Genomic DNA, 24,607 nt, shown 5'->3' on the forward strand with positions numbered 1-24,607 from the left:
TTTGGAAACGGGAAAAGGGGCCTTGTGCTTGACCGGCGCTTAGACGTTGAACAGGAAGTTCATCACGTCGCCGTCGTGCACGACATATTCCTTGCCTTCGGCGCGCATCTTGCCGGCTTCCTTCGCGCCGGTTTCGCCTTTGTACTGGATGAAGTCGTTGAACGCGATGGTCTGCGCGCGGATGAAGCCGCGCTCGAAGTCGGTATGGATCACGCCGGCCGCCTGCGGCGCGGTATCGCCCACATGGATCGTCCACGCGCGCACTTCCTTCACGCCCGCCGTGAAGTACGTCTGCAGGCCGAGCAGCTTGAAGCCCGCGCGGATCACGCGGTCGAGGCCCGGCTCGTCCATGCCCATGTCGGCGAGGAACGCGGCCTTGTCTTCGTCTTCGAGGTCGGCGATTTCGGCTTCGATCGCGGCGCACACGGCCACCACCGGCGAGCCTTCGGCTTCGGCGTGCTTGCGCACGGCCTCCAGATACGGATTGTTCTCGAAGCCGTCGTCCTTCACGTTCGCGACGTACATGGTCTTCTTCGCGGTGATCAGGCAGAACGGCTTGAGCAGCGCCTGTTCGTCCTCGTTCAGGTCGAGCGCGCGCACGGGCTTCGCCTGGTCGAGCTGCGCGCGGACCTTTTCCAGCACGGCCGCGAGCTTCGCCGCTTCCTTGTCGTTGCCCGACTTGGCGGCCTTCGAGTAGCGCGTGAGCGCCTTTTCGACGGTGCCGAGGTCGGCGAGCGCGAGCTCGGTGTTGATGACTTCGATGTCGGCGAGCGGATCGACCTTGCCCGCGACGTGGATCACGTTTTCGTCCTCGAAGCAGCGCACGACGTGCGTGATGGCGTCCGTTTCGCGGATGTTCGCGAGGAACTGGTTGCCGAGGCCTTCGCCTTTGCTCGCGCCGGCGACCAGACCCGCGATGTCGACGAATTCGACCACGGCCGGCACCACGCGCTCGGGCTTGACGATCTCGGAGAGCGCCTTCAGGCGCGGATCCGGCACTTCGACCACGCCGACGTTGGGCTCGATAGTGCAGAACGGGTAGTTTTCAGCCGCGATGCCGGCCTTGGTCAGCGCGTTGAACAGAGTGGACTTGCCGACGTTAGGCAGGCCGACGATGCCGCATTTGAGGCTCATGGAAAACCTTTTTTTGAATCAGTTGGTTACGGCAGGTCGTCGTAGTATTTGCTGTCCGGCGAGGGCCGGAACGCGACAGCCGCAAGGTGAATTCGGGGACGAGTCAAAGCGTACGCATCCGGTGGCGGACCGGCGATTTTGCGCGGACTTTGAGCTCGAAAAGTGGCAATTGTAACCCGTTCGCGGGCGTTGATTGGCGCGCTCGCATGGGAAGCGCCGACGGGCTTTGGCTCTCGGCAAAGGCCGGGCGAACACCAGGCAAACGCTTCCCAAAAAGCCGTGCGCTCATTCGGCGAAGAGGTCCGGGCCGAACACTTCATAGTGGATCCGGGCTTCGCGCACGCCCAGGTCCTTGAGCGCGTCGTGCTGCATCCGCATGAACGGGATCGGCCCGCAGATGTAGTAATCGGCGTCCGGCAGCAGGATCGCGTTCTTGATCGTCTTGACGTTCACCAACCCCGCATGATCGAAGTCCCGGCCCGCGGCGTCCTGCGGCAGCGGGTTGTCGTAGAACACGATCAGGCTGAAATTGGCATAGGTTCTGGCAGCTTCGCGCAGCCGGTCGCGCATCGCGTGCACGCCGCTGTTGCGCGCGCCGTGCACGAACACCACGCGCCGTTGCGGGTCCTGGATCGCACGCTTGAGCATGCTGATCATCGGCGTCAATCCAACGCCGCCGCTGATCAGCACGATCGGCGTCTTCGCCTTGACGTCGATATGGAAGCTGCCGTAGGGCGCGGCCAGTTTGATCTCGTCTCCGACATTGACGTGATCGTGAAGCAGGCACGAGACATAGCCCGGAGGATTGGGGCCGCCGCTTTCGCGCTTCACCGAGATGCGATAGCTGTGCCCGTTCGGCATGTCCGAGAGGCTGTACTGGCGAATCTGCTGCAAGCCCAGGGACGGCACGGTCACGGCGACGCTGACGTACTGGCCGGGCTCGAAATTCACGACCGGCTGGCCATCGGTGGGTTCGAGGATGAACGAGGTGATCACGCTGCTTTCGGGGCGCTTTTCGCGCACGACGAAGGTGCGCCAGCCGGTCCAGCCGCCCTGCTGGCCGGAGGAGCGTTCGTAGAGCTCGCTTTCGAGGCCCATCAGCACGTCGGCGAGATTGCCGTAGGCCTGCGCCCAGGCGGAAATGATGTCGTCGGTGGCGGCGGCGCCCAGCACGTCCTTGATCGCGGCCAGCAGGTGTTCCCCGACGATGGGGTAGTGCTCGGGCCTCACGCCGAGACTCGCGTGCTTGTTGGCGATGTTCTTCAGCACGGCCGCGAGGCTGCCGGGGTCTTCGATGTTCTCCGCATAGGCGTAGACCGCGCGGGCCAGCGCCTGCTGCTGCTGGCCCTGTTCCTGGTGCGCCATGTTGAACACGTTCTTCAGCTCCGGATGGGCTTCGAACAGGCGCTTGTAGAAGCGCGTGATGATGTCGTAGCCGTGATCGGCCAAAACCGGTGCGGTGGCCTTTACGATGTCCTTCGTCTTTTGGGTCAGCATGGTGTTTGTCTCTCCGTGGCAAGGTGCGGGCGGCGCTCAGTGGATGATGGATGAAGCCTGGGCAGTGGGTTGGATATCGGCAAGGCGGGTCGAATCGGGGCCGTGCCGCGACACCTCTCCGACAACCGCTGCGACGCCGCACCGCGCCCTTGCCACGCCGCAATTCACGGCGCAATCGACTGCCTATCCGGCCCTGTCAGATTACCCCCCGCAGCTATAATGCGCGGATGAATTCGACCAACCAGACATTTGACGTCGCCGTGATTGGCGGCGGGCTCGTCGGCAAGGCGGCGGCGCTCGCGCTGACCCAAGGGGGCTTGCGCGTGGCGCTGCTCGCGCAGCCGTGCGCACCGCTGCCCGCCGGCGCCGTTTTCGATGCGCGCGTCTATGCTTTCTCGCGCAGCTCGCATGCGCTGTTCGAGCGGCTGCGGGTCTGGCAGGCGGTCGACGCCGCGCGCCTCACGGCGGTCTACGACATGCGCGTGTTCGGCGACGCCGCCGCGGAACTGCATTTTTCCGCATACCAGGCGTCGGTCGCGCAACTCGCGTGGATCGCGGAGTCGTCGCTGGTGGAGCGCGCACTCGATGCGGCGCTCCATTTTCAGCCCAATCTCACGTGGATCGACTCGCGTGCGCAGACGCTCGACGTGACGCCCGACGCGGCCGTGATCGGTCTTGCGAATGGCCGCACGATCGAGGCCGATCTCGCCGTGGGCGCCGATGGCGCGCATTCGTGGGTGCGTGCGCAGATCGGCTCGAAGGTAGAGCGGCGCGATTACCGGCAGACTGGCGTGGTCGCCAACTTCCGCGCGGAACGCCCGCATGGCGAATGTGCTTACCAATGGTTCCGGGACGGCGAGATCGTCGCGCTGCTGCCGCTGCCGGACCAGCATGTCTCGCTGGTCTGGTCGGCGCAAACGGAGCACGCCGATGAACTGCTCAAGCTCGATCCTCAACAGCTTGCCGCCGAAGTCGAGCGCGTGACGCAGCGGCTGCACGGCGCGCTCGAATGCGTGACGCCCGCGCGCGGCTTCCCGCTCGCCCTGCAGACCGTCGATCGCCTGGTCGCGCCGCGTGTCGCGCTGGTTGGCGACGCCGCGCACCTGATTCACCCGCTCGCGGGCCAGGGCGTGAACCTGGGGCTGCGCGACGTGGCGGCGCTCGTCGACGTCATCGCGAAAAAAGAGGCATTCCGCGACCTCGGCGACCTCGTGCTGCTGCGCCGCTACGAGCGCGGCCGCCGCGAAGATATCCAGAAGCTCGTGATCGCCACCGATGGCCTGCAGCGGCTCTTTTCGGTGCCCGGCACGCTCGCGCGCGCGTTGCGCAACACGGGGATGGCGTTCGTCGGCGCGCAGCCGCTCGTCAAGCGCTGGCTGGTGGCGTCGGCGCTCGGTTGAGCGTTGCGGCATCGCGAACGCCCGCCGGCGGTGCTCCCGCGGGTATTTCGCTTGCTCCCGCGCCGGGCAGCTTAGAATGAAGGTCTCTGGCCACGGGCCATGTCGGGATCGAATTTCATCCGGAACGCTTCGTGCGCCACTTGCGCGAAGCATCCCAGAATCAGGAAAGCATCACATGCAAAAGCCTATCCGCATTGCCGCGTTTGCACTCGCGGCGGCCATTTCGGTGCTCGGCTGCTCGGCGCAGGCCGACCAGACCACCGACAAAATCAAGGCCACGCTGCAATCGCGCCTCGGCGTGGACGGCGGCGACATCAAGAGCATCAACAAGGCGCCGGTGGCCGGCCTCTACGAGGTGAACCTCGGCACGCAGATCATCTACAGCGACGCCAACGGCGATTACGTGCTCACGGGCGACCTCGTCGATACCAAGGCGCGCCGCAATCTCACCGAAGCGCGCCTTGCCGAGCTCAACAAGGTCGACTTCTCGAAGCTGCCGCTCGAGAACGCGGTGAAGGTCGTGAAGGGCAACGGCAAGCGCCAGATCGCGGTATTCTCCGATCCGAACTGCCCGTACTGCCATCAGCTCGAAAGCACGCTCAAGTCGATCGACAACGTGACGGTCTACACGTTCCTGTACCCCGTGCTGTCCGAAGACTCCACGGCGAAGTCGAAGTCGATCTGGTGCTCGACCGACCGTGCGAAGGCGTGGGAGTCGTGGATGGTCGACCGTAAGGCGCCCACCGCAGCGGGCACCTGCAACACCGCGGCCATCGACAGCAATCTCAAGCTCGGCGCAAAGATGAACGTGACCGGCACGCCCACCGTGATCCTCGCAGACGGCACCCGCCTGCCGGGCGCGGTCAGCGCCGACCGGCTCGAAAGCGCTCTCGGCGCCGCGCGCTGAAGCCCTGACCGAATCCGCCGGCCGCTTTTGCGGCCGGTGCCTTTTTTGCCCACTGTTTTTTCGCGTGCCTGTGGTTGCCGCGTGCGAGCCCGCCGCGCGGCGCTCGCTGCAATCACTGCGATCGCTAACCGAATCCGTCACCGTTCCCGCCGATGAAGCCGATCCGATACACCATCGTCCCGAAGAACCCCGCCGCGCACCTGTTCGAAGTGACGCTCACCATCGAGGATCCCGCGCCGGACGGCCAGTGCTTCATGCTGCCCGTGTGGATTCCCGGCAGCTACATGGTGCGCGAGTTCGCGCGCAACATCGTCACGATGCGCGCGACCAATGACGCGGGCCGCAAGGTGCGCATCGGCAAGACCGACAAGCACACGTGGCAGGCGGCGCCCGTGAAGGGTGCGCTCACGCTGCGCTACGAAGTCTATGCTTGGGATCTGTCGGTGCGGGCCGCGCACCTCGACGATACGGTCGGCTTTTTCAACGGCACGAGTGTGTTTCTCGCGGCGCGCGGCCATGAAGGCGCGCAGCACGTGGTCGACATCCAGCGTCCCGACGGCCACGCGTATCGCCACTGGCGCGTCGCCACTGCGCTCCCGGAGGCGCGCGGCACCAAGCGCTACGGCTTTGGCGAATACACGGCGTCGGGCTACGACGAGCTGATCGATCACCCTGTCACGCTGGGCGAATTCACGCTCGCGAGCTTCAAGGCGCATGGCGTGCCGCACGACATCGTGATCGCGGGGCGCGTGGTGGCGCTCGACACCGAACGCCTCTCCGCCGACCTGAAGAAGATCTGCGAGGCGCAGATCGCGCTGTTCGAGCCGCGCACGAAGCGCGCGCCGATGGAGCGCTACGTGTTCATGACGCAGGCCGTGAGCGACGGCTATGGCGGGCTCGAGCACCGCGCGTCCACGGCGCTCATCTGCAACCGCACCGATCTGCCCGTCAAGGGCAAGGCCGAGATGTCCGAGGGCTACCGGACCTATCTGGGGCTGTGCAGCCACGAGTACTTCCACACGTGGAACGTGAAGCGCATCAAGCCCGCCAAGTTCGCGCCGTACGATCTCACGCGCGAGGACTACACCTCGCTGCTGTGGCTTTTCGAAGGCTTCACCTCCTACTACGACGACCTGATGCTGGTGCGCAGCGGCCTCATTTCCGTCGATGAATATTTCGGCCTCCTTGGCAAGACCGTCGGCGGCGTGCTGCGTGGCACGGGGCGCCTGAAGCAGAGCGTGGCCGAAAGCTCGTTCGACGCGTGGATCAAGTACTACCGCCAGGACGAGAACGCATCGAATGCGATCGTGAGCTACTACACCAAGGGCTCGCTGGTCGCGCTCGCGTTCGATCTCGCCATTCGCACGGAAACCAGCGGACGCAAGTCGCTCGACGATGTGATGCGCCTTCTGTGGCAACGCTACGGCCGCGACTTCTATCGCGGCAAACCGGTGGGCGTGGGCGAGGACGACGTCGAGGCGCTGATCGCTGAAGCAACGGGCGTGGAACTCGGCGGCCTGTTCGCCGACGCCGTGCGCGGCACGCGCGACTTGCCGCTCGCCGCGCTATTCGAGGGGCTGGGCGTGACGCTCGAAGGCGAGCCCGAGCGTCACGCGAAGCCATCGCTGGGCGCGCGCCTGCGCGGCAGCGCCGAGGCCACGCTCGCGGTCGTCTACGAAGGCGGCGCGGCGCAAAAGGCCGGGCTTTCGGCCGGCGACGCGCTCGTGGCGCTCGACGGCCTGCGCGTCACGGGCGCGAATCTCGACACGCTGCTCGCACGCTACCAGCCGGGCGCGAAGGTGGAAATCCACGCGTTCCGCCGCGATGAGCTGCGCGTTGCGCGCCTGACGCTCGACGCACCCGAGATCGCGCGCTACAAGCTCACGGTCACCGACAAGCGTCCGGCGCCGCGCGCACTGCGCGAGCGCTGGCTGGCGGCCTGAATGGAGGCCGCAATAGCGGCTTGAACGGACAGGGAGCGGGCGCCCGGCCTGCTTCGAAAAGGAAGGCGACGAGGCGATCCGGCCCCGTCGCCTTCCTTTTTGGGTTTTCGGGATTGTTCTATCGCTGCAACAATCCGTCATCGGCGGACTACTTTTTCGGGGCGCGGCAAAAAAACACAATGCCTTCACTCGCGCAACGTTGCGCAACCGACACCCGAAGGAGTCACCATGACCACCATCCTGCAAATCAATTCCGCCGCCCGCTCGCAAGGCGCCCAGTCGACGCTGCTCGTCAACGAGTTGACGAACAAGCTCCAGCAATCGAACCCGGGTGCGAAGGTCGTCGCGCGCAACCTGCAAGCCGAACCGCTGCCGCACCTCGACGACGCCGTGCTCGGCGCGTTCTTCACGCCGGCCGAGCAGCGTACGCCGGAGCAGCAAGCCATCGCCGCGCGCAGCGAAGCGCTGATCGCCGAACTGCAAGCCGCGGACGTCATCGTGATTGGCGCGCCGATGTACAACTTCGGCATTTCGTCGCAACTGAAGACCTACTTCGACTGGATTGCACGCGCAGGCATCACGTTCCAATACACCGCGAACGGCCCCGTGGGCCTCGTCACGGGCAAGAAGGTGTACGTGGTTTCGGCACGTGGCGGCAAGTACCACGGCACGCCGAACGACAGCCAGACGCCGTACCTCAAGTCGTTCCTCGGTTTCCTCGGCATGACCGACGTGAGCTTCATCTACGCCGAAGGCCTGAACATGGGCCCGGACGCCGCCGGCGCAGCACTCGCCAGCGCACGAGAAGCGATCGCGGCGGCCTGAGCGGCTGCTGTGAAGCGATGACGATGCGGTGCTTCATGGCGCCGTATCGCATGCGGTCAAGCAAAAACGCCACGAAGCGCGCTTCGTGGCGTTTTTCATTGTGCGTGCGGCGTGCTTTGCTGCTTCAGGCGAGCACTTCAGCCGTGTCCGGCAAGCGCCAGTCGATCGGCGTGCGGCCGTGCGCGCTCAGGTAGGCGTTGGCTTGCGCGAAATGTCCGCAGCCGAGGAAGCCGCGATGCGCCGAAAGTGGCGACGGATGCGGCGCTTCCAGCACGCAATGCTCACCCGTGCCGAGGAGCGCGCGCTTGTTCTGCGCGTGCGCGCCCCACAGCATGAACACGAGATGTTCGTGGCGTGCGGCGATCTCGCGGATCAGCGTGTCGGTGCAGCGCTCCCAGCCGCGCTTCGCGTGGCTCGCGGCGTTCGCGCGCTCGACAGTGAGCACCGTGTTGAGCAGCAGCACGCCCTGGCGCGCCCATGCATCGAGACAGCCGTGAGCGGGTGCCTCGATGCCGAGGCTCGCCGCGATCTCCTTGAAGATGTTGCGCAGCGAGGGCGGGGTGCGCACCGCAGGCGGCACCGAGAACGCAAGGCCGTGCGCTTGCGGCGTGCCGCGGTCGTCGCCGTGATAGGGGTCCTGGCCGAGAATGACCACTTTCACTTCGTCGGGCGAGGTGAGGCGCAACGCGCGAAACACATCGGCGGGATAGACGGTCTTGCCGGCGGCGCGTTCGTCGTCGACGAAACGGCACAGCGGCGCGTACGCATCGCTTTCGATGAACGGCGCGAGCAGTTCGCGCCAGGCCGCGGGCAGCGCGGCGAACTGGTCTTCGAGACGCGCGATCGCGGCGTTCGATGGCGGGTTGCCGGTGGGCGTGGCGGGGGAGTGGCTGGCGGGCATGGTCGCTGTTGCTGGTGCGGGTGCGGGGAATTCGTCGTCGTCGAAGAGCGAGAAGATCGTGATCTGGCGCGGGTCGACTTCGGGCGCGGATGTTTCGTCGAGCGTGGCCAATGCCGCTGCGGGCGGCGTGTCGTCGAACAGCGAGGCTTGCACCGGCGCCACGGCGCGCGTGTGTTTCGTGGAGGTCATGGGCGGCAAGTGTCGCAAGAATCGCGCTGCGATTCAATCCGGCTTGACGTGTGAAAGGCCTGGCGGCAGGCTCGGAGGTTCGTGTTGCAACTAACAGCGATGAAGTCGCGATGAATTCGCGGAGATTCGGCGGCGTCGCGCGCCGCCCCGCGTACGCGCCTCAGCCTTCGCGCAACTTGTAGCCGCGCTGGGCCTTGCTGATATTGTCGGGCGCGAGTCCCGGCAGCACCTTCGCCAGTTCTGCAGCAAGCGTGTGCAACGCGGCTTCGTCGCCGTCCTTCAGTTCCAGCTCGATTTCGCAGATGGGCGTGTGGCGCGTTTCGCCGTTCACGTTCGCCGTGACTTCGCCCTGATCGATGGCCGCTTCCACCTGTGTGCCATCGACTTGCAAGGTCCACAGCGCACGCGTGAAATCGGTGCGAAAGAGAGGGATCAGATTCGCCGCCGCGTCGGAGAGCGCCGTCGATACGCCCGCTTCGTCGCACTCGCGCAGCAACTTGTCGATCTCGAGCGCTTCGCCCGCCACCGGCATTTCCCACTCATGCCGCGCATGGAGGCCGTTTTGCGCCACGCCCACAGTCTTGAACGTCTGGAGCCAGCCTTCGGGCGCGCGGCGCAGCCGCAGCGCGCTTTTCGCGCGCGCGAGCACGAGCGACGGCGTGTCGAAGTAGATGTTCTCCAGCCGCACCACGCGGCCTGGTGCGCCGGCGCGCGCCTCGAAGAGACGCCGCGCCGCGTCCACCTGGTCGCGTGGCAGCGCGAGCTTGATTTCGCGTTCGATGGCCATCGTCGCTGGTTACCTGTTTGTTGCCTGAATTTTGCGTGGACGCAATCAGAAGAACATGCGTGCAAGTTCCGCGCCGGGATGTTCCGCGCGCATGAACGCCTCGCCCACGAGGAACGTATGCACCGAAAGCTCGCGCATCTTCTCGACATCGGCACGCGAGAGAATGCCCGACTCGGTCACGACGATGCGGTCTTCAGGCACATCGTCGAGCATGCCGATGGTGGTTTGCAGCGTGGTCTCGAAGGTGCGCAGATTGCGGTTGTTGATGCCGATGAGCGGCGTCTTCAGCGTGAGCGCGTGTTCGAGCTCTTCGCGATCGTGCACTTCGACGAGCACCGCGAGGCCCAGCGAATGCGCGAGCGCTTCGAGATCGCGCATCTGGCCCGGTTCGAGCGCGGCGGCGATCAGCAGGATCGCATCGGCGCCCATCGCGCGCGCTTCGACGACCTGATACGGGTCGACGATGAAATCCTTGCGCAGCACCGGCAGGTTGCACGCGGCGCGCGCGGCTTCCAGATACGCCACGCTGCCCTGGAAGAATTGCACATCGGTGAGCACGGAAAGGCACGCCGCACCGCCTTCTGCGTAAGAGCGCGCGATTTCGGCGGGCTGGAAGTTTTCGCGCAGCACGCCCTTCGAGGGACTCGCCTTTTTCACTTCGGCGATCACGGCGGCCAGGCCGTTAGCGTGCTTCGCGCGCAGGGCGCCGACGAAGTCGCGAAGATCGCGCGCGCTCGCCTCCAGACGCAGTTCTTCGAGCGGTGCGCTCTGCTCGGCGGCGCGCACTTCTTCGCGCTTCACCGCAATGATTTTTTCGAGGATGTCGCTCATGATGTTCGGGCAAAAACAGTGATGGATCAGCGTTTGAACTGTTGCGTGAAGCGTACCAGTTCGTCGACCTTCGCGCGGGCGCGGCCGCTGGCGAGGGTTTCGCGCGCAAGCGCGATGCCGTCGGCGATCGAACTCACGACGTTGGCCGAATAGAGCGCCGTGCCCGCATTGAGCGTGACGATCTCGCGCGCCGTGCCAGGCTCGTTCGAGAGCGCGCCAAGCAGCATGACCTTCGATTCGTCGGCGTTTTGCACCTTGAGCGAGCGGTTCGAGACCATCTGCATGCCGAAGTCTTCGGGGTGGATCTCGTACTCGCGAATCTCGCCGTCCTTCAGTTCGCCCACGAGCGTGGCCGCGCCGAGCGAGACTTCGTCCATGCCGTCCTTGCCGTACACCACGAGCACGTGCTTGGCGCCCAGACGCTGCATCACGCGCACCTGGATGCCGACGAGGTCCGGGTGAAACACGCCCATCAGCTGATTGGGCGCGCCGGCCGGATTCGTGAGCGGCCCGAGGATGTTGAAGATCGTGCGCACGCCCAGTTCGCGGCGCACGGCGGCGATGTTCTTCATCGCCGGATGATGGTTGGGCGCGAACATGAAGCCCATGCCCGTTTCGGCGATCGACGCGGCCACCTGGTCAGGCTGCAGGTCGATGTTCACTCCGAGCGCTTCGAGCACGTCCGCGCTGCCCGACTTGCTCGACACGCCGCGGTTGCCGTGCTTGGCAACCTTCGCGCCCGCCGCCGCCACGACGAACATCGAGGCCGTGGAAATATTGAAGGTGTGCGAACCATCGCCGCCGGTGCCGACGATATCGATGAAGTTCGAGTTGTCCTGCACCTCGACGTGATTCGCGAATTCGCGCATGACCGTGGCGGCTGCAGCGATCTCGCCGATGGTTTCCTTCTTCACGCGCAGGCCGGTGATGATGGCGGCCGAAAGCACGGGCGAAAGCTCGCCGCGCATGATGAGGCGCATGAGGTGGAGCATCTCGTCGTGGAAAATCTCGCGATGCTCGATCGTGCGTTGCAGCGCTTCCTGCGGGGTAATCATGATGGTCGCCTCCGGGTCAAGCGCTCTTGGTCTGTTTCAGGAAATTCTCGAAGAGGGCATGGCCGTGCTCCGAGAGAATCGACTCAGGATGGAACTGCACGCCTTCCACGGCAAGCTCGCGGTGACGCACGCCCATGATTTCGCCGTCGTCGGTCCAGGCCGACACTTCGAGGCAGTCGGGCAGCGACTCGCGCTCGATCGCGAGCGAGTGGTAGCGCGTCACGTTGAAGTGCTTCGGCAGGTCGGCGAATACGCCTTTGCAGTCGGTTTCGATCTGGCTCACCTTGCCGTGCATGATGGTCTTCGCACGCACGACGCGCCCGCCGAATGCTTCGCCGATGGCCTGGTGGCCGAGGCACACGCCGAGAATCGGCGTCTTGCCCGCGAATTCGCGCAGCACGTCGAGCGTGATGCCTGCGTGCTGCGGGTTGCTCGGTCCGGGCGACAGGCAGATGCGCTCGGGGTTGAGCTTCCTGATCTCGTCGATGGTGATTTCGTCGTTGCGGTACGTGCGGACGTCTTCGCCAAGCTCGCCGAAGTACTGGACGATGTTGTAGGTAAACGAATCGTAGTTGTCGATCATGAGCAACATGGTCTTGTCTCCGCTCAGAAGTCGCTGTCGAGGCCGTCCTGCACCTGCTCGGCGGCGCGCAGCACGGCGCGCGCCTTGTTTTCGGTTTCCTGCCATTCGGACTCGGGCACCGAATCGGCGACTACGCCCGCCGCGGCCTGCACATACAGATTGCCGTTGTGGATGAGGCCGGTGCGGATCGCAATCGCGAGATCCATCTCGCCGTTGAACGAGAGATAGCCAACCGCGCCGCCGTAGAGACCGCGCTTCACCGGCTCAAGTTCGTCGATGAGCTCCATCGCGCGCACCTTGGGCGCGCCCGAGAGCGTGCCGGCCGGGAAGGTCGCGCGCAGCACGTCGAAGTTGTTCATCCCGGGCTTGAGCTTGCCCTCCACCGAACTCACGATGTGCTGCACGTGCGAGTATTTTTCGATGACCATCTTGTCGGTCACGGCCACCGAGCCGATCTCGGCGATGCGGCCCACGTCGTTGCGCGCGAGGTCGATCAGCATGACGTGCTCGGCGATCTCCTTCGGATCGTTGAGCAGCTCGGTCGCGAGCTCCGCATCGCGCTCGGGCGTGTTGCCGCGCGGCCGCGTGCCCGCGAGCGGACGGATCGTCACGATGCGGTCTTCGCCGCGCTGCTCCTGACGCACCAGAATCTCCGGCGAGGCGCCCACCACGTGGAAGTCGCCGAAGTTGTAGTAGTACATGTACGGCGACGGGTTCAGCGAGCGCAGCGCGCGATAAAGCGAAAGCGGATTGTCGCGATACGGCTTGCTGATGCGCTGGCCCACCTGCACCTGCATCAGCTCGCCCGCGGCGATGTATTCCTTCGCCTTGCGCACGGCGGCGAGGTAGTCGTCCTTCTTGAACTCGCGATACGTCTCGGTGCGCACGCTTGCCGAAGTCACGGGCGGCTGCACGGTCGTGCGCAGGCGCTGCTTGAGCTCGCGCAGGCGGTGCTTGGCCTTCGTGTAGGCCTCGGGCGTTTGCGGATCGGCGTAGACGATCAGATAGAGCTTGCCCGCGAGATTGTCGATGACGGCGACTTCCTCGGTCAGCAGCAACTGGATGTCGGGCAAGCCGAGGTCGTCGGGCGGGCAGGTCTCGGCGAGCTTCTTCTCGATGTAGCGCACCGCGTCGTAGCCGAAGTAGCCCGCGAGGCCGCCGCAGAAGCGCGGCAGGCCGGGGCGCTGCGCGACCTTGAAGCGCGCCTGGTATTGCGCGATGAATTCGAGCGGGTCGCCGTCGTGCGTCTCGGTCACCTGGCCGTCGCGCACGACTTCCGAGACGCCGTTGCGGGTGCGGATCAGCGAGCGCGCGGGCAGACCGATGAACGAGTAGCGCTCGAAGCGCTCGCCGCCCACCACGGATTCCAGCAGGAACGAGTTGGCGCCGCCGCGCTCGGGCTGCGCGAGCTTCAGATACAGCGAGAGCGGCGTTTCGAGATCGGCCAGCGCTTCGGCGATCAGCGGGATGCGGTTGTAGCCCTCGTTGGCGAGGGACTGAAATTCGAGTTCGGTCATGTTCCGATCCTGTGCGTGCTGCCGGTCGCGGCTTCGGGTGCGGGCCCAGTGCGGCTCAAAAAGGGGCGCGGCGTGTGCGCGATGGCGTCTGTTTTGAGTGCTCGATTGCGCTGGCGCTCGTTAGTGGCTCGCTTGTTGCTGATGCTGCCGGGCATCGCTAAAACGCTTGCCAGGCCGGTTGCAGCATTGCGGCGACGGGGCGGACGTAGGCGTTAGCGTGCCCTGGCAGGCGGGTTGCGTCGGGGACAAGTCGGGTGCGACTCGGGATGACGAAACCACACGCAAGGACAGCAAAAGACCACGACTGGACCAGCCGACGGGCTACTGCAACAGTTTAGAGTCGAGACACGCGCGAAACGCGCAGCGAAGTAAAAAACGGAGCTGAAGAAAACGCTTGCGCGCGACTTCAGCGAACCTCGAGGGAGGTTAGCGCGACCAGCGACGCCAGGGCCAGGCTCCCCGGTCGATGCTGCTCAGACTCCGTTTTTTATTCAGAAACATGAGGGTAAGGTGACTGTAAGTACTGGACTCAGGTCAGAAGATTGTGTGCCGCGACAGCCCTGGCGGCGTCGAGCAGCGAGGCAACTATACCATCCGACTCAATTTTTTGTACAGGCTGGCCGTGGTTGTAGCCGTACGGCACCGTGAGCGTGGCCATGCCCGCCGCGCGGCCCGCAAGCGCATCGTTCTCCGAATCGCCGATGGCGACCGCCGTCTGGGGCGCCACGCTCAGACGCTCGCACGCCGTGAACATGGGCAGCGGATCGGGCTTTTTCCTGGGCAGGCTGTCGCCGCCCAGCACGACCTCGAAGTACTGCGCGAGGCCGTATTGCTCGAGCAGCTCCACGGCGAAGCGGTGCGGCTTGTTGGTCACGCACGCGAGCTTGATGCCCGCGTCGCGCAGCGCGGCAAGACCCGCTTCCACGTCCGGATAGAGCCGCGTGTGGCGGCCGTTGATCTTTGCGTACTCGTCCTGGTAGAGCGCGAGCGCCTCGTCGAAGCGCGCTTCGACGTGGTCGGCATGAAAGCGCGGCGCGAGCACGCTGCGGATCAGATGCTCCGAGCCCTTGCCCACGTAGCCCATCACTTCCTCGCGCGTGGTTTCCTCGGCATCGAGTTGCGCGAGCATGCCGTTCAGGCCCGCCGCGAAGTCGTCGGCGGTGTCGACCATGGTGCCGTCGAGGTCGATCAGCGCCGCTTCGATGCGCGGCGCCTTGAAGTGGATCGTCGGCGCGTTCATTGCGCGTTGCCGGCGCTCACGCTTGCAAGCTGCGCGCGCATCTGGTCGATCACGGCCTTGTAATCGGGCTTGCCGAAGATCGCCGAGCCGGCCACGAACGCATCCGCGCCCGCCGCCGCGATTTCGGCGATGTTCTCGACTTTCACGCCGCCGTCGACTTCGAGATGAATCTCGCGGCCCGTGCGCGCGGTATAGGCGTCGATTTTCGCGCGCGCCTCGCGCAGCTTGTTGAGCGCCTCGGGAATGAACGACTGGCCGCCGAAGCCCGGGTTCACCGACATGATGAGGATGAGGTCGAGCTTGTCCATCACGTGATCGAGGTAGTTCAGCGGCGTGGCCGGGTTGAACACGAGGCCGGCCTTGCAGCCATGGTCGCGGATCAGCGAAAGCGTGCGGTCGATGTGGTCCGAGCCTTCCGGATGGAAGCTGATCAGGTTCGCCCCGGCCTTGGCGAAGTCGGGCACGATGCGGTCGACCGGGCGCACCATCAGATGCACGTCGATGGGCACGTTCACGTGCGGACGGATCGCCTCGCACACGAGCGGGCCGATGGTGAGGTTCGGCACGTAATGGTTGTCCATTACGTCGAAGTGGATCCAGTCGGCGCCGGCTTCGACGACGTTGCGGACTTCCTCGCCAAGACGCGCGAAGTCGGCGGAGAGGATGCTGGGGGCGATGCGGAATTGCGTCATGGCGGCAATCGGAAAACTGGCGGAAAAACCGTATTTTACCGTCAGGCACAGGGGCCGTTGGTCGCAGCGCGCGTAGTTTTCATGGCGTTTCCCTTGCCGCTGGCCGCCTCGTTGGCCGTCCGGCCAAGGCGGGCCTCGCGGCGCGGGCGGTGGCCCGTGCGGCGCGTAGCGGGTTGCGGGTGCTGCCTGCATCAAGCAGAATGCACCTCCATAGGGCCCGCTTGACGGGACCCTCGCCCGGAGGCGCCGAGGGCGCTTTCACAACGATGGCAATGCGCGCTGCGCACGGCCGACGACCGTAATACCGGCCCACGCGGCCCGGCACCTGGAACAAGGATGAGCCAGTACGAATTCAGCGTGACCTCGCAGGTGCGCTATCTGCCCGAAGAGTCGGACCCGGAGCGCCGGCAATATGCCTTCGCGTACACGCTGACCATACGCAATACCGGACAGGTGAGCGCACAACTCATCGCGCGGCACTGGGTCATCACCGACAGTGAAAATCAGGTGCAGGAAGTGAAGGGGCTCGGCGTCGTCGGGCATCAGCCGCTGCTGAAGCCGGGCGAGCACTTCGAATACACGAGCTGGGCGGTGATTGCGACGCCGGTGGGCACCATGCGCGGGGATTACTTCTGCGTGGCGGAGGACGGCGAGCGCTTCGAAGCGCCCGTGTCCGAGTTCATCCTGCGCATGCCGCGCACGCTGCACTGAACCTCTCCTTGAACCGTTATCCGTAACCCGTTATCCGTATCGGCTAGTCCCGCGAATCGTGCGGGGCGCGCTTCTTTCTGCCCGATGCGGTCCACATTACGATGAAAATCAACAGGAATAGCGCGAGCAGCGCCTCCAGCCCAAATATGAGCATCGGGTATTCGTCGAGCAGATCTGACATGGTGGCATCCATCGAAAGCAATGATTGTAGGCGGCAGGCGAGACTCGAACGGGCTCTTGGCAGAGCGTCCGCGTTAGCGTCAGATTGTGCGCCAGAATCGGCGCGCCGGTCTGGCGTGATGTCGGGATTAACGGCCGCACGCGAACGGGCCCGCCGTTTTTTCGCGATTCGTGTGAAAGGCGGGGCGACTCGGCTCGAGGTGCGATCCGGTGGCCGGTTTTGCGGCTGGCTGGGTGCGCTTTCTCTCGCTGCGCTGCTCGCGGCGTGCGGCGGTCCGAGCTACGTGAGCACCACGGCGCCCAAGGGCACGCCGACGCTGCCCGGGCAGATCGCGGCCGCGCGCCTCACGGCGGTGGCCTGGCAGCAGGTGCCGGGCTGGCAGGACGATTCGTTGATCGGCGCCGCGGCAGCGCTGCGCCAGAACTGCACGCGCCTCGGGCGTGAGCCGCGCTGGCAGCGCGCCTGTGCGGCGGCCTCGCAGCTGGACGATCTCGACGCCGCCAGTGCCCGCCTGTTCTTCGAAACGTACTTCACACCCTATCAATTCGCCAACAACGACGGCACGCTCGACGGCCTGGTGACCGGCTACTACGAGCCGTTGCTGCACGGTTCGCGCACGCGCCACGGCGTCTATCAGACGGCGCTGTATCGCTGGCCCGCCGGCTATCGCGCGGGCGCCGCGCTGCCGGCGCGCGCGCAACTGGAGCGCACGGGCATTCTCAACGGCAACGAGCTCGTCTGGGTCGACGATCCCATCGAAGCGTTCTTCCTGCAGGTGCAAGGGTCGGGTCGCATCGTCATGGAAGATGGCAGTGTGATGCGCGTGGGCTTTGGCGGCACCAACAATCAGCCCTACAAGTCGATCGGCCGCTGGCTGCTCGATCGCGGCGAGCTCACGCCCGCGCAGGCTACCATGCAGGGCATCAAGGCGTGGGCGCGCGCGAACCCGACGCGCGTGGACGCGCTGCTCGACACCAACCCGCGCTTCGTGTTCTTCCGCGAAATGCCGTCCAACGAAGGCGCGCCGCACGGCGGCGCCGACGGCCCGATTGGCGCGCTGGGCGTGCCGCTCACGCCGGAGCGCTCGATTGCGGTCGACCCGGCGTCGATCCCCCTCGGCACGCCGGTCTTTCTGCAGACTACCCGCCCGCTCACGAACACGCCGCTCAACCGGCTCGTGTTCGCGCAGGATACCGGCACGGCCATCAAGGGCGGCGTGCGCGCCGACTACTTCTGGGGCCTTGGCGACGATGCCGGCGATCTGGCCGGCAAGATGAAGCAGGACGGCCGCATGTGGCTGCTGTTCCCGAACTCGTAGGCCGAACCCGTAAGCATCCCGCACGAAGCACAAACGTGAAAAAGCCGGCGATCTGAGCAGACGCCGGCTTTTTCGTTTCCCTGCCTGGGGGCGGCCTGTTTCGGCTGCTTACTTCGGCCGCTTGTCGATCACGCGCCTGGCCTTGCCAACGGAGCGCTCGATGCCGTTCACTTCCAGCACATTCACCTTCGCGGTCACGCCGATCAGCGATTTGATGTCGTACGCAAGCTGCTTGCTCGCAGCGTCGAGCGCGCCATAGTCGGGTGCGGTTTCGGGGCACGGCTCGCAATTGAGCGTCATCACGTCCATCGGACCTTCCTTGGTCAGAACGATCTGATAGTGCGGCGCCAGCGCATGCTGCTTGAGCAGCAGTTCCTCGATTTGCGTCGGGAACACGTTTACGCCGCGGATGATGAGCATGTCGTCCGAGCGGCCCGTGATCTTTTCCATGCGGCGCATGGTGCGCGCCGTGCCTGGCAACAGTCGCGTGAGGTCGCGCGTGCGATAGCGGATGATGGGCAGCGCCTCTTTCGTGAGCGAAGTGAAGACCAGTTCGCCGAACTCGCCGTCGGGCAGTACTTCGCCGGTATCGGGGTCGATGATCTCGGGGTAAAAGTGATCTTCCCAGATCGTCGGGCCGTCCTTGGTCTCCGCGCACTCGGAGGCCACGCCGGGTCCCATCACCTCGGACAGACCGTAGATGTCGACGGCCGTGATGCCCATGCGCTGTTCGATGGCGGCGCGCATGTCGTTGGTCCATGGTTCCGCGCCAAAAATGCCGATGCGCAGCGAGCATGTGGCCGGATCGATGCCTTGCCGCTCCATTTCGTCGGCGATGGCGAGCATGTAGCTCGGCGTGACCATGATGATGTCAGGGCGGAAGTCCTGAATCAGCTGGACCTGCTTTTCGGTCTGGCCGCCGCCGAACGGAATCACCGTGAGTCCTGCGCGCTCCGCGCCGTAGTGTGCGCCGAGACCGCCCGTGAAGAGGCCGTAGCCATAGCTGATATGCACCTTGTCGCCGCGCCGCGCGCCTGCCGCGCGCACCGAGCGCGCGACCAGGTTGGCCCAGGTGTCGATGTCGCGCGCCGTGTAGGCCACGACGGTCGGCTTGCCGGTCGTGCCCGACGACGCATGAATGCGCGAGATCTGGTCCTGCGGCACAGCGAACATCCCGAACGGATAGCTGTCGCGCAAGTCCTTCTTGGTCGTGAACGGGAAGCGCGCGAGGTCGGCGAGCGACTTCAGGTCGGACGGATGCACGCCGGCTTCGTCGAACTTGCTCCGGTACACGGGCGAATGCTCGTACGCGTGGTTGAGCGACCATTTCAGCCGTTCGAGCTGAAGCGCCGCGAGTTCGTCGCGGCTGGCCGTTTCAATGGGCTCGAGCGGCAGCGGGGTAGTCATCGATGTCTCCTCAAACTTCGCAAATGGAATTCGGTTCGTGCGTTTGTGCAGATACAGGCGCGCTGTGTTACCCGGCGGCGGGAATCACGTTGCCGCGAATCTGGGCGGACTTGCCTCTGAACATGGCGACGGTTTCGCCTGCGCGGTTCGTTACGCGGATGTCGTAAATGCCGTTGCGCCCGGAAAGCAGCTGCTCGACGGCTTCGGCGGTGAGCACGTCGTCGGGTTGGACCGGGCGCAGGAACTCGATCGAGCAACCCGCGGCGACGGTGTTCACGTTGTAGGTATTGCAGGCGAACGCGAAGGTCGAGTCCGCGAGCGTGAAGATCAGGCCGCCGTGACAGATCTCATGGCCATTGAGGAACTCGGGACGCACGGCCATGCGCAAGCGTGCGTAGCCCGCGCGCACTTCGAGCAGTTCCATGCCGAGCGCCCGGCTGCAGCGGTCGGCCGCGTACATGGCTTGCGCGGTGGCGCGGGCGAGTTCGTCGGGCGTCATGTCGGCGAGCGCAGCGGTTTGCGGGGATGTCGATGCATTCATGTCAACGACCCTCGAAGCGCGGCGCGCGTTTCTCGATGAAGGCTTGCACGCCCTCGGCGTAGTCATGCGACGCGCCCAGTTCGCGCTGCAGATCGCGCTCGAGATCGAGTTGCGCATCGAGCGTGTTCGTGGCCGAAGCGCGCAACGCTTCGCGGGTGGCGACGACGGCGCGCGTGGGCTGCTTCGCGAGATGCGCGGCAAGCGCCGCGGCGGTCGCTGCGAGTTCGGTGTCGTCCGTCACTTGCCAGGCGAGGCCCCAGTTTTCGGCCTTTTCGGCGCTGAGCTTGTCGCCCGTCATGGCGAGGCCGAGCGCGCGCGCCATGCCCACGCGTTTGGGCAGGAACCACGTGCCGCCCGAGTCGGGCACGAGGCCGATCTTCACGAACGCCTGAATGAAGCTGGCGGAGCGCGCGGCGAGCACGAGATCGCAAGCGAATGCGAGATTCGCGCCCGCGCCGGCGGCGGTGCCGTTGACGGCCGCAATGACGGGCATCGGCAGTGTCTGGATGCGCCTTATCAACGGGTTGAAATGTTCTTCGATGAGCGCGCCGAGGTCGGTCATCGCGCCTGGCGTGAAATCGAGGTCGGCGAGATCCTGGCCTGCGCAGAAGCCGCGGCCCGCGCCGGTCAGCACGAGCGCGCGCGCGCCGGCGGCGGTGACTTCGTCGAGCGCCGCCGCGAGTTCGCGGTGCATGGCGCGAGTGAAGCTGTTGAGCTTGTCCGGTCGGTTCAGCGTGATCGTGGCCACGCGCGTGGATGTGTCGATTTCGACGCGGATTGCTTCGTAGGGCATTGGTTGTCTCCTTGTCGACCAGAGTTGGCGCTTTAGCGCCTTACTCTGGTCCCACGCCAAGCTGGCTCCTTCTCAACTCGGGCCGCCGCGCGCGTTGCCCGGCGGGTGGCTGCGCTGGCTTTCAGCGCGCTGCTCAGACGCGCTCGATCGCCAGTGCAATGCCCTGGCCAACGCCGATGCACATCGTGCAAAGCGCGTAGCGCCCCTGGGTGCGTTCAAGTTGATGCAGCGCAGTTGTGACGAGCCGCGCACCCGAAGCGCCGAGCGGATGGCCCAGCGCAATCGCACCGCCGTTCGGGTTCACGCGTGGATCGTCGTCGGCGACGCCGAGCGCGCGCAGCACTGCGAGGCCTTGCGACGCGAATGCTTCGTTGAGTTCGATCACGTCGAACTGGTCGAGCGTCATGCCCAGTTGCTTGAGCAGCTTTTGCGTGGCGGGCGCGGGGCCGAAGCCCATGATGCGCGGCGCGACGCCGGCCGTCGCCATGCCGAGCACGCGCGCGCGACGGCGCAGACCGTACTGGTTTGCGGCTTCTTCATTTGCGAGCAGCAGGGCGCAGGCGCCGTCGTTGACGCCCGATGCGTTGCCGGCCGTGACCGTGCCGTCGGGTTTCACCACGCCCTTGAGCTTGCCGAGCGCTTCGAGCGATGTTTCGCGCGGATGCTCGTCGAGCGTCACGCGCACCGGATCGCCTTTCTTCTGCGCGATCTCGACGGCGACGATTTCCTGCGCGAGCGTGCCGTCTTTCTGCGCCCGAGCGGCTTTCTGCTGACTGCGCAGCGCGAATGCGTCCTGATCGGCGCGGCTGATGTTGAACTCGACCACGACATTTTCCGCCGTTTCTGGCATCGAATCGATGCCATATTGCTGCTTCATCAGCTTGTTCACGAAACGCCAGCCGATGGTGGTGTCGTAGATGGCGGCATCGCGCGAGAAGGCCGATGCGGCCTTGCCCATTACGAACGGCGCGCGCGTCATGCTTTCCACGCCGCCCGCGATCATCAGCCGCGCTTCTCCGGCCTTGATGGCGCGCGCCGCGCTGCCGACTGCGTCGAGGCCCGAGCCGCACAGGCGGTTGAGCGTGCCGCCGGGCACATCCGTAGGCAGGCCCGCGAGCAGCGCGGCCATGCGGGCGACATTGCGGTTGTCTTCGCCGGCCTGGTTGGCGCAGCCGTAAAGCACGTCGTCGATGGCGTTCCAGTCCACGCCGGGATTGCGCTCGACTAGCGCGCGAATGGGTACGGCGGCGAGGTCGTCGGCGCGTACGTCTTTCAGGGCGCCGCCGTAGCGGCCAAACGGAGTGCGAATCGCGTCGCAGATATAGGCTTCGGTCATCTTGGATTCCTGCGGCATGAGCGTGGAAGTGCGCTCATGCCTTGCATGCTAGAGGGACGGGGAGTGAGGCGCTATTCGGCCAAACCGCATAAGTCGTTTAGCCGACTGCAACCGGAGCCGCTTTCGGTTCAACATGGACGCGGCTTTGAACCACTCGGAAACGGTTCGCCACGAATGCGGCGTCGGCCAGTGCCGCGTTCGCGGCCGGGTTTGCGCCGGTGCCGTGAAAATCCGAGAAAGCCGCGGATTGATTTACGAACACGCCGCCCGTCAGGTTGATCGAGAGCGCCACGCCGCCGGTGATCGCGGCTTCGTGGGCGGCTTCGATCACGGCGTCATCGGTGCTGTACACCGAGAGCGTGAGCGCGCCATGGTCGCGTGCGGTCGTGCCGGCCAGTTCGAGCGATTGCGCGGTCGAATCGGTGGCGATCACGAACGAGATCGGGCCGAACCATTCGCGCGTGAACGAGGCGGCGTCGCGCGCGGCGTCGAGCGCGAGCACGAGCGGCGTGCGTACGCGCGCGCCGGCGAATTGCGGGTGCTCGAGCGTCTGGCTGTCGGCGAGCACGGTGCCCAGCTTGCGCGCTTCGTCGATGCGCGCCGTGACCCCTTCGTTCTGGATGGCGCCGAGCACTTCCACGGCGCGGGCGGGATCGGCCACGAACTTCTGCACGGCGCCCGCGATCGCCTGTGCGACGGTTTCGAAGCTCAGGTGGCCTTCGGCGGTCTGAATGCCGGTGCGCGGCACATAGATGTTCTGCGGCGCCGTGCACATCTGGCCCGAATAGAGCGAGAGCGAGAACGCAATGTTGCGCGCGGCGGCCTTCAGGTCGGTCACGGAATCGATCACGATCTGGTTCACACCGGCCTTTTCGGTGTAAACCTGCGCCTGGTGCGCGTGCTGTTCGAGCCAGTCGCCGTTCTGCGTGCTGCCGGTGAAGTCGATCAGCTTGATTTCGGGGCGCAGGGCGAGTTGTTGAACGAGCGCGCCGTCGTTGGGATCGGTTGCGAGCAGCGTGACCACGTTCGGATCGAAACCGGCTTCGCGCAGCACTTCGCGCGCGATGCGCACGGTGACGGCAAGCGGCAGGATCGCACCCGGATGCGGCTTGACGATCACCGTATTGCCCGTCGCCAGATCGGCGAACAGACCAGGATAGCCGTTCCAGGTTGGGAACGTGCAGCAGCCGAGCACGAGACCGGTGCCGCGCGGCACGACGGTAAAGCGCTTTTGCATCGCCAGCGGCGGGTTCTTGCCTTGCGGCTTTTCCCAGTGCGCGTCGGCGGGAATGCGGCGCAACTGGTCCCAGGCGTAGGTAACGGCTTCGAGCGCGCGGTCCTGAGCATGCGGGCCGCCCGCCTGGAAGGCCATCATGAACGCCTGGCCAGTCGTGTGCATCACGCTGAAGGCGATTTCGAAGCTCGCGCGGTTCAGGCGATCCAGAATTTCGAGGCTCACGCCCGCCCATGCCTGAGGGCCGGCGGCGCGCCAGTCGCGCTGCGCCTTTTGTGCGGCTGCGATCAGTTGATCGGGCGTCGACTTCGGGTAACGGGCGCCAAGCGCGAAACCGAACGGCGAGGTCTCGCTGCCCACGGTTTCACCGGTGCCCGGTTGGTCGAGTTCGAAGGTGCGATTGAGATGAGCCTTGAATGCGGCTTCTCCGTCTGCGGCGGCAGATTCCCCGTACACTTTGGGGCTCGGCATTTCGGCGAACGGACTCCAGTAGCCGCGCGTCTCGATGGCGGCAAGCGCTTTTTGCAGCACGGCTTCGTGCTTGGCGAACAACGGATGTGTCATGGCGCAACGTTGATTGAGAGGTTGGAGGAGGTCCGTGCCAATTAATTGACCGACCGGTTGGTTGGCGAATGTTAGCATTAGTCAAACTTCGGCGTGAAAAAATTTTTAGGGACTTTTCTTTGATGGAAGGAGGGCGTATGGGGTACGAAAACATCCTGGTCGAAACGCGCGGCAAAGTCGGCCTGATCACATTGAACCGCCCGAAGGCGCTCAACGCACTGAACGATGCGTTGATGGACGAAGTCGGCGCAGCGCTCAAGGCGTTCGACGCCGATGAGGGGGTTGGCGCAATCGTCATTACCGGCAGCGAGAAGGCGTTCGCGGCGGGGGCTGACATCGGCATGATGGCGAGCTACAGCTTCATGGATGTCTACAAGGGCGATTACATTACGCGCAATTGGGAGACGATCCGCTCGATCCGCAAGCCGGTCATTGCGGCTGTTGCAGGCTTTGCACTGGGCGGTGGCTGTGAATTGGCGATGATGTGCGACATCATCTTTGCGGCGGACACTGCAAAGTTTGGGCAGCCTGAAATCAAGTTGGGCGTGATTCCTGGCGCGGGCGGTACGCAACGTCTACCGCGTGCGGTATCGAAGGCCAAAGCGATGGATTTGTGCCTGACCGCCCGCATGATGGATGCAGCGGAAGCTGAGCGTGCGGGGTTGGTGTCTCGTGTGATTCCTGCAGCGGACCTCCTGAACGAGGCGCTCGCTGCAGCCGCTACCATTAGCGAGTACTCGCTGCCTGCCGTCATGATGGTCAAGGAGGCGGTGAATCGTGCGTACGAAACCACGCTCGCGGAGGGGGTGCACTTCGAGCGCCGCATGTTCCACTCGCTTTTTGCGACCGAGGATCAGAAGGAAGGGATGGCGGCCTTCGTGGAAAAGCGCAAGCCCGTGTTCACGAACAAGTAAGTCACACAAGTAACTCACGATCTGGTGACTGTCATTGGCTGCGAGCCAGCGGCGGTCGTTGGCGGCGGGGGAAATTTTCGCCCGCCTCTTGCGGAGCGGCCTTGGGC

The 24,607-nt window shown here is 65.2% G+C and carries 23 protein-coding genes; 7 read left to right on the plus strand and 16 right to left on the minus strand.

Features of this window, described 5'->3' with window-relative positions; translation table 11 throughout:
- Positions 1–39: 39 nt before the first annotated feature.
- Both ychF and hmpA read right to left on the minus strand, forming a co-directional pair.
- Entirely contained in the window at positions 40–1,134 is a 1,095-nt protein-coding gene (gene ychF / locus PWP93_RS14695) for a redox-regulated ATPase YchF (RefSeq protein WP_421044946.1), read from the minus strand.
- Positions 1,135–1,419: 285 nt separating this feature from the next.
- The gene (gene hmpA, locus PWP93_RS14700) at positions 1,420–2,631 is read right to left on the minus strand and encodes an NO-inducible flavohemoprotein (RefSeq protein WP_421044947.1); all 1,212 of its coding nucleotides are present in this window, start codon (positions 2,629–2,631) and stop codon (positions 1,420–1,422) included.
- Between the two features lie 227 nt (positions 2,632–2,858).
- Between hmpA and PWP93_RS14705 the strand changes: the two genes are divergently transcribed.
- The 4 genes from PWP93_RS14705 to PWP93_RS14720 all read left to right on the plus strand — a co-directional run bounded on the left by PWP93_RS14705 (position 2,859) and on the right by PWP93_RS14720 (position 7,706).
- Complete coding sequence (locus tag PWP93_RS14705) at positions 2,859–4,031, plus strand: UbiH/UbiF family hydroxylase (protein ID WP_421044948.1); 1,173 nt, start codon at positions 2,859–2,861, stop codon at positions 4,029–4,031.
- A gap of 175 nt (positions 4,032–4,206) precedes the next feature.
- Positions 4,207–4,938, plus strand: a complete 732-nt coding sequence (locus tag PWP93_RS14710; RefSeq protein ID WP_421024843.1) for a DsbC family protein — start codon at positions 4,207–4,209, stop codon at positions 4,936–4,938.
- 152 nt (positions 4,939–5,090) lie between these two features.
- Entirely contained in the window at positions 5,091–6,881 is a 1,791-nt protein-coding gene (locus PWP93_RS14715; protein ID WP_421044949.1) for a M61 family metallopeptidase, read from the plus strand.
- 228 nt (positions 6,882–7,109) lie between these two features.
- A complete protein-coding gene (locus tag PWP93_RS14720) occupies positions 7,110–7,706 on the plus strand; it encodes an FMN-dependent NADH-azoreductase (RefSeq protein WP_421024841.1) in 597 nt (198 codons plus the stop codon).
- 124 nt (positions 7,707–7,830) lie between these two features.
- Here the strand turns inward: PWP93_RS14720 and PWP93_RS14725 are convergent, their stop codons facing one another.
- From PWP93_RS14725 to rpe, 8 genes are all read right to left on the minus strand, one after another.
- The gene (locus tag PWP93_RS14725) at positions 7,831–8,796 is read right to left on the minus strand and encodes a uracil-DNA glycosylase (protein WP_421044950.1); all 966 of its coding nucleotides are present in this window, start codon (positions 8,794–8,796) and stop codon (positions 7,831–7,833) included.
- 160 nt (positions 8,797–8,956) lie between these two features.
- Complete coding sequence (locus PWP93_RS14730) at positions 8,957–9,583, minus strand: CYTH domain-containing protein (RefSeq protein ID WP_421044951.1); 627 nt, start codon at positions 9,581–9,583, stop codon at positions 8,957–8,959.
- Positions 9,584–9,628: 45 nt separating this feature from the next.
- Complete coding sequence (trpC, locus tag PWP93_RS14735; protein WP_421024838.1) at positions 9,629–10,414, minus strand: indole-3-glycerol phosphate synthase TrpC; 786 nt, start codon at positions 10,412–10,414, stop codon at positions 9,629–9,631.
- A 26-nt stretch (positions 10,415–10,440) separates the two neighbouring features.
- Positions 10,441–11,472, minus strand: a complete 1,032-nt coding sequence (trpD, locus tag PWP93_RS14740; protein ID WP_421045095.1) for an anthranilate phosphoribosyltransferase — start codon at positions 11,470–11,472, stop codon at positions 10,441–10,443.
- A 13-nt stretch (positions 11,473–11,485) separates the two neighbouring features.
- Positions 11,486–12,061 carry an aminodeoxychorismate/anthranilate synthase component II gene (locus PWP93_RS14745; protein WP_421044952.1) on the minus strand — a complete coding sequence of 192 codons (576 nt, stop codon included), beginning with the start codon at positions 12,059–12,061 and terminating at the stop codon, positions 11,486–11,488.
- A gap of 14 nt (positions 12,062–12,075) precedes the next feature.
- On the minus strand, positions 12,076–13,569 hold the full coding sequence (gene trpE, locus PWP93_RS14750) for an anthranilate synthase component I (protein ID WP_421044953.1): 1,494 nt from the start codon (positions 13,567–13,569) through the stop codon (positions 12,076–12,078).
- Between the two features lie 529 nt (positions 13,570–14,098).
- Positions 14,099–14,809: a phosphoglycolate phosphatase gene (locus tag PWP93_RS14755; protein WP_421044954.1), complete on the minus strand. Its 711-nt coding sequence runs from the start codon at positions 14,807–14,809 to the stop codon at positions 14,099–14,101.
- The gene (gene rpe, locus PWP93_RS14760) at positions 14,806–15,501 is read right to left on the minus strand and encodes a ribulose-phosphate 3-epimerase (protein WP_421024834.1); all 696 of its coding nucleotides are present in this window, start codon (positions 15,499–15,501) and stop codon (positions 14,806–14,808) included. Before rpe ends, PWP93_RS14755 begins: the two co-directional genes overlap by 4 nt.
- A gap of 336 nt (positions 15,502–15,837) precedes the next feature.
- On the opposite strand from rpe, the gene apaG reads away from it, so the two are divergent.
- Positions 15,838–16,212 carry a Co2+/Mg2+ efflux protein ApaG gene (gene apaG, locus PWP93_RS14765; protein WP_213299269.1) on the plus strand — a complete coding sequence of 125 codons (375 nt, stop codon included), beginning with the start codon at positions 15,838–15,840 and terminating at the stop codon, positions 16,210–16,212.
- Between the two features lie 43 nt (positions 16,213–16,255).
- On the opposite strand, the gene PWP93_RS14770 is transcribed toward apaG, so the two are convergent.
- Entirely contained in the window at positions 16,256–16,393 is a 138-nt protein-coding gene (locus tag PWP93_RS14770) for a hypothetical protein (protein WP_035531736.1), read from the minus strand.
- 118 nt (positions 16,394–16,511) lie between these two features.
- Between PWP93_RS14770 and PWP93_RS14775 the strand changes: the two genes are divergently transcribed.
- Entirely contained in the window at positions 16,512–17,711 is a 1,200-nt protein-coding gene (locus tag PWP93_RS14775; protein ID WP_421024833.1) for a murein transglycosylase A, read from the plus strand.
- 108 nt (positions 17,712–17,819) lie between these two features.
- On the opposite strand, the gene paaK is transcribed toward PWP93_RS14775, so the two are convergent.
- The 5 genes from paaK to paaN all read right to left on the minus strand — a co-directional run bounded on the left by paaK (position 17,820) and on the right by paaN (position 23,586).
- Positions 17,820–19,118, minus strand: a complete 1,299-nt coding sequence (gene paaK / locus PWP93_RS14780; protein WP_421044955.1) for a phenylacetate--CoA ligase PaaK — start codon at positions 19,116–19,118, stop codon at positions 17,820–17,822.
- Positions 19,119–19,185: 67 nt separating this feature from the next.
- Entirely contained in the window at positions 19,186–19,659 is a 474-nt protein-coding gene (paaI, locus tag PWP93_RS14785) for a hydroxyphenylacetyl-CoA thioesterase PaaI (protein ID WP_421044956.1), read from the minus strand.
- A gap of 1 nt (position 19,660) precedes the next feature.
- Positions 19,661–20,452, minus strand: coding sequence for a 2-(1,2-epoxy-1,2-dihydrophenyl)acetyl-CoA isomerase PaaG (gene paaG / locus PWP93_RS14790; RefSeq protein WP_421044957.1), 792 nt, complete (start codon positions 20,450–20,452; stop codon positions 19,661–19,663).
- 133 nt (positions 20,453–20,585) lie between these two features.
- On the minus strand, positions 20,586–21,788 hold the full coding sequence (gene pcaF, locus PWP93_RS14795) for a 3-oxoadipyl-CoA thiolase (RefSeq protein WP_421044958.1): 1,203 nt from the start codon (positions 21,786–21,788) through the stop codon (positions 20,586–20,588).
- Between the two features lie 97 nt (positions 21,789–21,885).
- The gene (gene paaN, locus PWP93_RS14800) at positions 21,886–23,586 is read right to left on the minus strand and encodes a phenylacetic acid degradation protein PaaN (RefSeq protein WP_421044959.1); all 1,701 of its coding nucleotides are present in this window, start codon (positions 23,584–23,586) and stop codon (positions 21,886–21,888) included.
- 137 nt (positions 23,587–23,723) lie between these two features.
- Between paaN and PWP93_RS14805 the strand changes: the two genes are divergently transcribed.
- A complete protein-coding gene (locus tag PWP93_RS14805; RefSeq protein WP_421024827.1) occupies positions 23,724–24,500 on the plus strand; it encodes an enoyl-CoA hydratase in 777 nt (258 codons plus the stop codon).
- Positions 24,501–24,607 lie beyond the last annotated feature (107 nt).

Source organism: Paraburkholderia sp. A1RI-2L (assembly GCF_048957375.1).
Classification (GTDB): Bacteria; Pseudomonadota; Gammaproteobacteria; order Burkholderiales; family Burkholderiaceae; genus Paraburkholderia.

What these genes read in the sequence shown, in the direction of transcription:
- ychF (WP_421044946.1), bottom strand. Translation starts at nt 1,134, where the DNA reads ATGAGCCTCAAATGCGGCATCGTCGGCCTGCCTAACGTCGGCAAGTCC.
- hmpA (WP_421044947.1), bottom strand. Translation starts at nt 2,631, where the DNA reads ATGCTGACCCAAAAGACGAAGGACATCGTAAAGGCCACCGCACCGGTT.
- PWP93_RS14705 (WP_421044948.1), top strand. Translation starts at nt 2,859, where the DNA reads ATGAATTCGACCAACCAGACATTTGACGTCGCCGTGATTGGCGGCGGG.
- PWP93_RS14710 (WP_421024843.1), top strand. Translation starts at nt 4,207, where the DNA reads ATGCAAAAGCCTATCCGCATTGCCGCGTTTGCACTCGCGGCGGCCATT.
- PWP93_RS14715 (WP_421044949.1), top strand. Translation starts at nt 5,091, where the DNA reads ATGAAGCCGATCCGATACACCATCGTCCCGAAGAACCCCGCCGCGCAC.
- PWP93_RS14720 (WP_421024841.1), top strand. Translation starts at nt 7,110, where the DNA reads ATGACCACCATCCTGCAAATCAATTCCGCCGCCCGCTCGCAAGGCGCC.
- PWP93_RS14725 (WP_421044950.1), bottom strand. Translation starts at nt 8,796, where the DNA reads ATGACCTCCACGAAACACACGCGCGCCGTGGCGCCGGTGCAAGCCTCG.
- PWP93_RS14730 (WP_421044951.1), bottom strand. Translation starts at nt 9,583, where the DNA reads ATGGCCATCGAACGCGAAATCAAGCTCGCGCTGCCACGCGACCAGGTG.
- trpC (WP_421024838.1), bottom strand. Translation starts at nt 10,414, where the DNA reads ATGAGCGACATCCTCGAAAAAATCATTGCGGTGAAGCGCGAAGAAGTG.
- PWP93_RS14745 (WP_421044952.1), bottom strand. Translation starts at nt 12,061, where the DNA reads ATGTTGCTCATGATCGACAACTACGATTCGTTTACCTACAACATCGTC.
- trpE (WP_421044953.1), bottom strand. Translation starts at nt 13,569, where the DNA reads ATGACCGAACTCGAATTTCAGTCCCTCGCCAACGAGGGCTACAACCGC.
- PWP93_RS14755 (WP_421044954.1), bottom strand. Translation starts at nt 14,809, where the DNA reads ATGAACGCGCCGACGATCCACTTCAAGGCGCCGCGCATCGAAGCGGCG.
- rpe (WP_421024834.1), bottom strand. Translation starts at nt 15,501, where the DNA reads ATGACGCAATTCCGCATCGCCCCCAGCATCCTCTCCGCCGACTTCGCG.
- apaG (WP_213299269.1), top strand. Translation starts at nt 15,838, where the DNA reads ATGAGCCAGTACGAATTCAGCGTGACCTCGCAGGTGCGCTATCTGCCC.
- PWP93_RS14770 (WP_035531736.1), bottom strand. Translation starts at nt 16,393, where the DNA reads ATGTCAGATCTGCTCGACGAATACCCGATGCTCATATTTGGGCTGGAG.
- PWP93_RS14775 (WP_421024833.1), top strand. Translation starts at nt 16,512, where the DNA reads ATGTCGGGATTAACGGCCGCACGCGAACGGGCCCGCCGTTTTTTCGCG.
- paaK (WP_421044955.1), bottom strand. Translation starts at nt 19,118, where the DNA reads ATGACTACCCCGCTGCCGCTCGAGCCCATTGAAACGGCCAGCCGCGAC.
- paaI (WP_421044956.1), bottom strand. Translation starts at nt 19,659, where the DNA reads ATGAATGCATCGACATCCCCGCAAACCGCTGCGCTCGCCGACATGACG.
- paaG (WP_421044957.1), bottom strand. Translation starts at nt 20,452, where the DNA reads ATGCCCTACGAAGCAATCCGCGTCGAAATCGACACATCCACGCGCGTG.
- pcaF (WP_421044958.1), bottom strand. Translation starts at nt 21,788, where the DNA reads ATGACCGAAGCCTATATCTGCGACGCGATTCGCACTCCGTTTGGCCGC.
- paaN (WP_421044959.1), bottom strand. Translation starts at nt 23,586, where the DNA reads ATGACACATCCGTTGTTCGCCAAGCACGAAGCCGTGCTGCAAAAAGCG.
- PWP93_RS14805 (WP_421024827.1), top strand. Translation starts at nt 23,724, where the DNA reads ATGGGGTACGAAAACATCCTGGTCGAAACGCGCGGCAAAGTCGGCCTG.